Genomic DNA, 4643 nt, shown 5'->3' on the forward strand with positions numbered 1-4643 from the left:
GCGCCGGGCCGGGCCGCGGCGCTGAGTTCACGGTGCGCCTGCCGCTGGCGCCGGCCGGTCTGCAGGCCGAAGCAGCGAACGCGGGCGGCGCCGCGGCCCCGCCCTCCGCGCAGCGCGTGCTGGTCGTCGACGACAACGCCGATGCGGCCGACAGCCTGGGCGTCCTGCTCGAGTTCATGGGCGCCAGCGTGAAGGTGGTTCACGACGGCCCGGCCGCGCTGGCCGCCGTGCAGACGCACCGCCCGAGCGTGGTGCTGCTCGACATCGGCATGCCCGGCATGGACGGCTACGAGGTGGCGCGCCGCCTGCGCGCGATGCCCGGTGGCAACACGCTCAAGCTGGTGGCCCTGACCGGCTGGGGCCAGGCCAAGGACCGCGAACGCACGCGCGAGAGCGGCTTCGACCACCACCTCGTCAAGCCGGCCGATCTGGAGGCGCTGCAGGCGCTGCTGGGCGAGGCGCCGCCCGCATGAACGGACCCGCTGATCCGCACGGACGCGTGAGCCCGGGTGCGGCTTCGGCTGCAATCGGCAACGCGAGCCTGGGCGAGACACCGAACGCCGTGCGGCCCCGTCCACTGCGCACGCACCTGCTGCGCATGACGCTGGGCACCGTGCTGCCGATGCTGGCGTTGGTGGTGGCCCTGTCGTGGCTGCTGGTGAACCGTGAGCGCGCCACTTTCGAGCGCGGAGCCCGCGACCGGGTGCAGGCGCTGGCCAGCGCGGTCGATGCCGAACTGCGGATTTCAGTCGAATCGCTGCGGGTGCTGGCCGACGACGGAAGCCTGCTGTCCGACGATCTGGCGGAGTTCCACGCGCACCTCGTGCGGACCACGGCTTCGAGGGAGCCGTGGTCGAACATCAACCTCGCACTGCCGTCGGGCGAGCGCGTCGTCGATGCGCTCGTGCCCTTCGGCAGCCCGATCGCGCCCATTCGGGAGCGCAAGAGCTTCGACGCAGCGCTGCGCACCGGTCAGCCGCAGATCGGCACGCTCGTGCAGGGCGGCTACACCCGCTCGTCGGTGTTCTCGGTACGGCTGCCCGTGATGGCGGACGGCAAGCTCCGCTACGTGCTAACGGCGGTGGTGAGCGTGCACCCGATGCAGCGCCTGCTCGCGGCCCAGGGCATGCCGCCGGACTGGACGGGCGCGATCCTGGATGCCGACAAGACCATCGTGGCGCGAACCATCGACCCGGAAAAACACGTGGGTCAACCCGCGTCGCGCAATCTGCGCGAGGGACTGACCGGCGCCGATCAGGGCTTCGTCCGCGGCACGACGCGCGACGGCCGATCCGTCTACACGCCGTTCTACCGCTCTGCCTTCAGTGGCTGGACGGTTGCCACCGGCATCCCGGTCGCCGACGTTCACGTTGGGGCCTGGCGTGCCCTGGGCTTCGCAAGCGCCGGCGCGGCCCTCGCGTTGGCGCTGGCGCTGCTGCTGGCACGCGTTTTCGGCCGCGGCATCGCGCGGCCGTTCGCCGAGCTGGCCGCACAGGCCCGTCGCCTCGCACGCGGAGGCCCGCTCTCGACGCGCCCGCGCACTCCCATGCGCATCACCGAAGCGGGCGATCTCGAGCAGGCGCTGCACGATGCCGCGGACGCTGTGCATGCGCGAGACGACGTGCGCCGTCGGCTCGCCGCGCTCACCGACAACGCCACCGGCGCGCTGTTCATGATGAATGGCCGCCAACACTGCGTGTTCATGAATCCGGCCGCCGAGCGGATGACCGGCTACACGCTGGCCGAGGTGCAGGGCCGGGTGCTGCACGACCTGATCCACCACACCCATTCCGGCGGCAGCCCTTACCCGATCGAGGACTGCGCCATCGACCGCGCTTTTCCCGAGAACGACCGCCAGCAGGGCGAAGACGTGTTCGTGCACCGATCGGGGCGTTTCTACCCCGTGGCCTACACCGCCAGCCCGATCCGCGAGCACGGCACGGCGGTCGGCACCGTGGTCGAGGTGCGCGACATCACCGAGGAACGCGCAGCGCGTGCCGAGCGGCTGCGCCTGCTCGAAGGCGAACAACGGGCGCGTGCCGAATCCGACGCTGCCAACCGCGCCAAGGACGAGTTTCTCGCCATGCTCGGCCATGAGCTGCGCAATCCTTTGGGTGCCATCAGCAATGCGGCGTATCTGCTGGAGGCCAAGGCGGCGCGCGGCGGCGCCGCGGCCGGTGCGGAGCCGTCGGCACGCGCCTTCGACGTGATCCGCCGCCAGATCGTGCACGTGACCCGGCTCGTGGACGACTTGCTCGACGCCAGCCGGGTGGCGACCGGCAAGATTGCCCTCACGCGGCGACCGGTGGAGCTCGCGGCGCTGACGCAGCGCACCGCCCGGGCGGTGTTCGGCGATGCCGCGAGCGCGCGCCATCGGCTCGCCTCGGACCTGCAGACAACCTGGGTCGAGGGCGACGAGACGCGGCTCGAGCAGATCGTCAGCAACCTGCTGTCCAACGCGCTGCGCTACACGCCCGCCGGCGGGAACATCGAACTTTCGCTGCGTGCCGAGGGAGGCCACGCGCTGCTGTGCGTGCGCGACGACGGCATCGGCATGACGGCCGAACTGCTGCCGCGCATCTTCGGCCTTGGGCATCGGGCTGACGCTGGTGCGGCGGCTGGCCGAACTGCACGGCGGCAGCATCGACGCGGCCAGCGAGGGGCCGGGCCGCGGCAGCGCCTTCACGCTCCGGCTGCCCGCCACTGCGCCGCCGTCGGCCGCGCGGGCGCCGGACGACGAGGCAGCTTCAGGCCGGCCCGCGCGCCGCATCCTCATCGTGGAAGACAACAACGACGCGCGCGAGATGCTCCGCGCCCTGCTGGAAGAAGCCGGCCACCGCGTCAGCACGCGCGCCGACGGCCCGAGCGGCCTGGCCGCCGCGCTGGCCGAGCGGCCCGATGTCGCCCTCGTCGATCTCGGCCTGCCCGGCCTGAGCGGCCATGCGTTGGCCGAGCGCTTGCGCGCGCAACCGGAGGGCCGCGACGTGCTGCTCGTCGCGGTCACCGGCTATGGTCAGCCCGAAGACCGCGCTCGCAGTGCCGCCGCCGGCTTCGACCTGCATGAGGTGAAGCCGGTGGACGTGCAGGCGCTGCTGGCGCGCATCGAAGCGGCGCTGTCGCAACGCGAAAGCCGGCCTTCGCCCGTGTGACTCCCTCTCCCTCTGGGAGAGGGCGGGGGTGAGGCCGGCGAAGCCGGCTCGCTCCACTGCAGCCGTGCGAGCTCCACCGCTGGCCTTCGGGTGCTCAGCGGCCGCCGCGTCGGCTCGTCGCCCACCACGCGAGCGCGCCGAGCGCCGCCACAGCCGCCAGCGAGACGCCGAGCGGCACGGGCCGCCGATAGCCGCCGTCGATGGCACTCCCTTGGGAGGGCGAGAAAAGGTTGCCATCGGTAATCGGCGCCGGCTGCGCTCGCGCCAGTGCCAGATCGAAGAGCTGTCTGGAAAGACGCCCGAGCAGGTTGGGGGCGATGGCGTGCGCCAGCCGCGCCGGCGGCGCCACGCTGCCGATGCCGGTCGACGCGCGGGGCGACTTGGCCAGCTTCACGAGCGCCGCAGCCACTTCACGCGCATCGACCAGCGGCGGGCTCGGACGCAGGCGCCGGCCGGTGTGGTTGGCACCGTGCGACATGCCGGGCGTGTCGACGAAGGTCGGGTACATCTCGCACACGTGGACGTCGCGCATGTCGGAGAGTTCAGCGCGCAGCGATTCGGAGAACCCGCGCAGCCCGAACTTGCTCGCCGTGTAGGCCGCCGCATAGGGCGCCGAAACCCAGCCGCCGATCGAGATCATGTTGATCAGGATGCCCGAGCGCCGCTCGCGGAAATGCGGCAGCACGGCATGTGCGCCGTTCATGTGGCCGATCAGGTTGACCTCGATCACCCGGCGGTGCGCTTCGATGGGCGTTTGCTCGAACCGCCCGACCGCGCCGATGCCGACGTTGTTGATCCACACGTCGATGCCGCCGAAGCGCTCGAGCGCGGCCTGCGCGAGTTCGCTCATCGCGCCGGCATCGGCTACGTCGGTGGGCACGACCAGCGTGCGGGCGCCCGCCGCTTCGCATTCGGCCGCGACCGTATCAAGCGCTTCGCGGCCGCGTGCGGCGAGCACCAGGTCGGCACCTTCGCGCGCGAAGGCGAGCGCGGTGGCGCGACCGATCCCGCTGGAAGCGCCCGTCAGGACGACGCGCCGGGCGGTATGAGAGTCAGACATGCGGAGGCGCTTTCTTGGAGTGGGCAGTGCTGCAGTTGTGCAAGCGACGTGCCGGTGAATCGCTCGCGGTCGCTTCGAGCCATTGATACCAAGCCGTATTCAAACGCATCAATGCTGGTGCTGCAGCGCAGCTACCGAGGGCATCGGGCGACCGGCTCCGTTCATGTCCTCCGGCGTCGGCCTGCCGGCCGACACCTCCCCCTTAACTTCACTGCGCCGCTCACCCGACGCCCTCGGCAGCAGGCACCGTCGCCGCCTCGAACGACTGCACAACCGAGCGTTTACGGTGGTGGCAGGAGCACTGTGACGGGTTGCTGTGTGGAGTGAAGTCAAGGAGGAGGGCTGGGCGTGAGCCCAGCCCGGGGGACATGAACGCAACACAGCGACCCGGCGCAGCGCTCGCGCGCTGAGCTTGCACAGTCGGCATTCCGAAC

General features: G+C 71.4%; 2 protein-coding genes and 1 pseudogene. 2 read left to right on the top strand and 1 reads right to left on the bottom strand.

The genetic code is table 11. From position 1 onward, the window contains the following. Together H0W40_RS19255 and H0W40_RS19260 are read left to right on the top strand one after the other, a co-directional pair. Nucleotides 1–473, top strand: a 473-nt coding sequence (locus tag H0W40_RS19255; protein ID WP_292449445.1) for a response regulator, incomplete at its 5' end; no start/stop codon positions are given. 149 nt (nucleotides 474–622) lie between these two features. Next, nucleotides 623–3149 (top strand): annotated as a pseudogene (locus H0W40_RS19260) (response regulator); the annotation flags it as partial. A 94-nt stretch (nucleotides 3150–3243) separates the two neighbouring features. Here H0W40_RS19260 and H0W40_RS19265 read toward each other — a convergent pair. Then, nucleotides 3244–4209: an SDR family oxidoreductase gene (locus tag H0W40_RS19265; RefSeq protein ID WP_292449448.1), complete on the bottom strand. Its 966-nt coding sequence runs from the start codon at nucleotides 4207–4209 to the stop codon at nucleotides 3244–3246. Nucleotides 4210–4643: the final 434 nt, after the last annotated feature.

This window comes from Methylibium sp. (assembly GCF_013817345.1).
Lineage (GTDB): Bacteria > Pseudomonadota > Gammaproteobacteria > Burkholderiales > Burkholderiaceae_C > Methylibium.

Coding starts and splice junctions, on each gene's coding strand:
- H0W40_RS19265 (WP_292449448.1), bottom strand. CDS start 4,209: ATGTCTGACTCTCATACCGCCCGGCGCGTCGTCCTGACGGGCGCTTCC.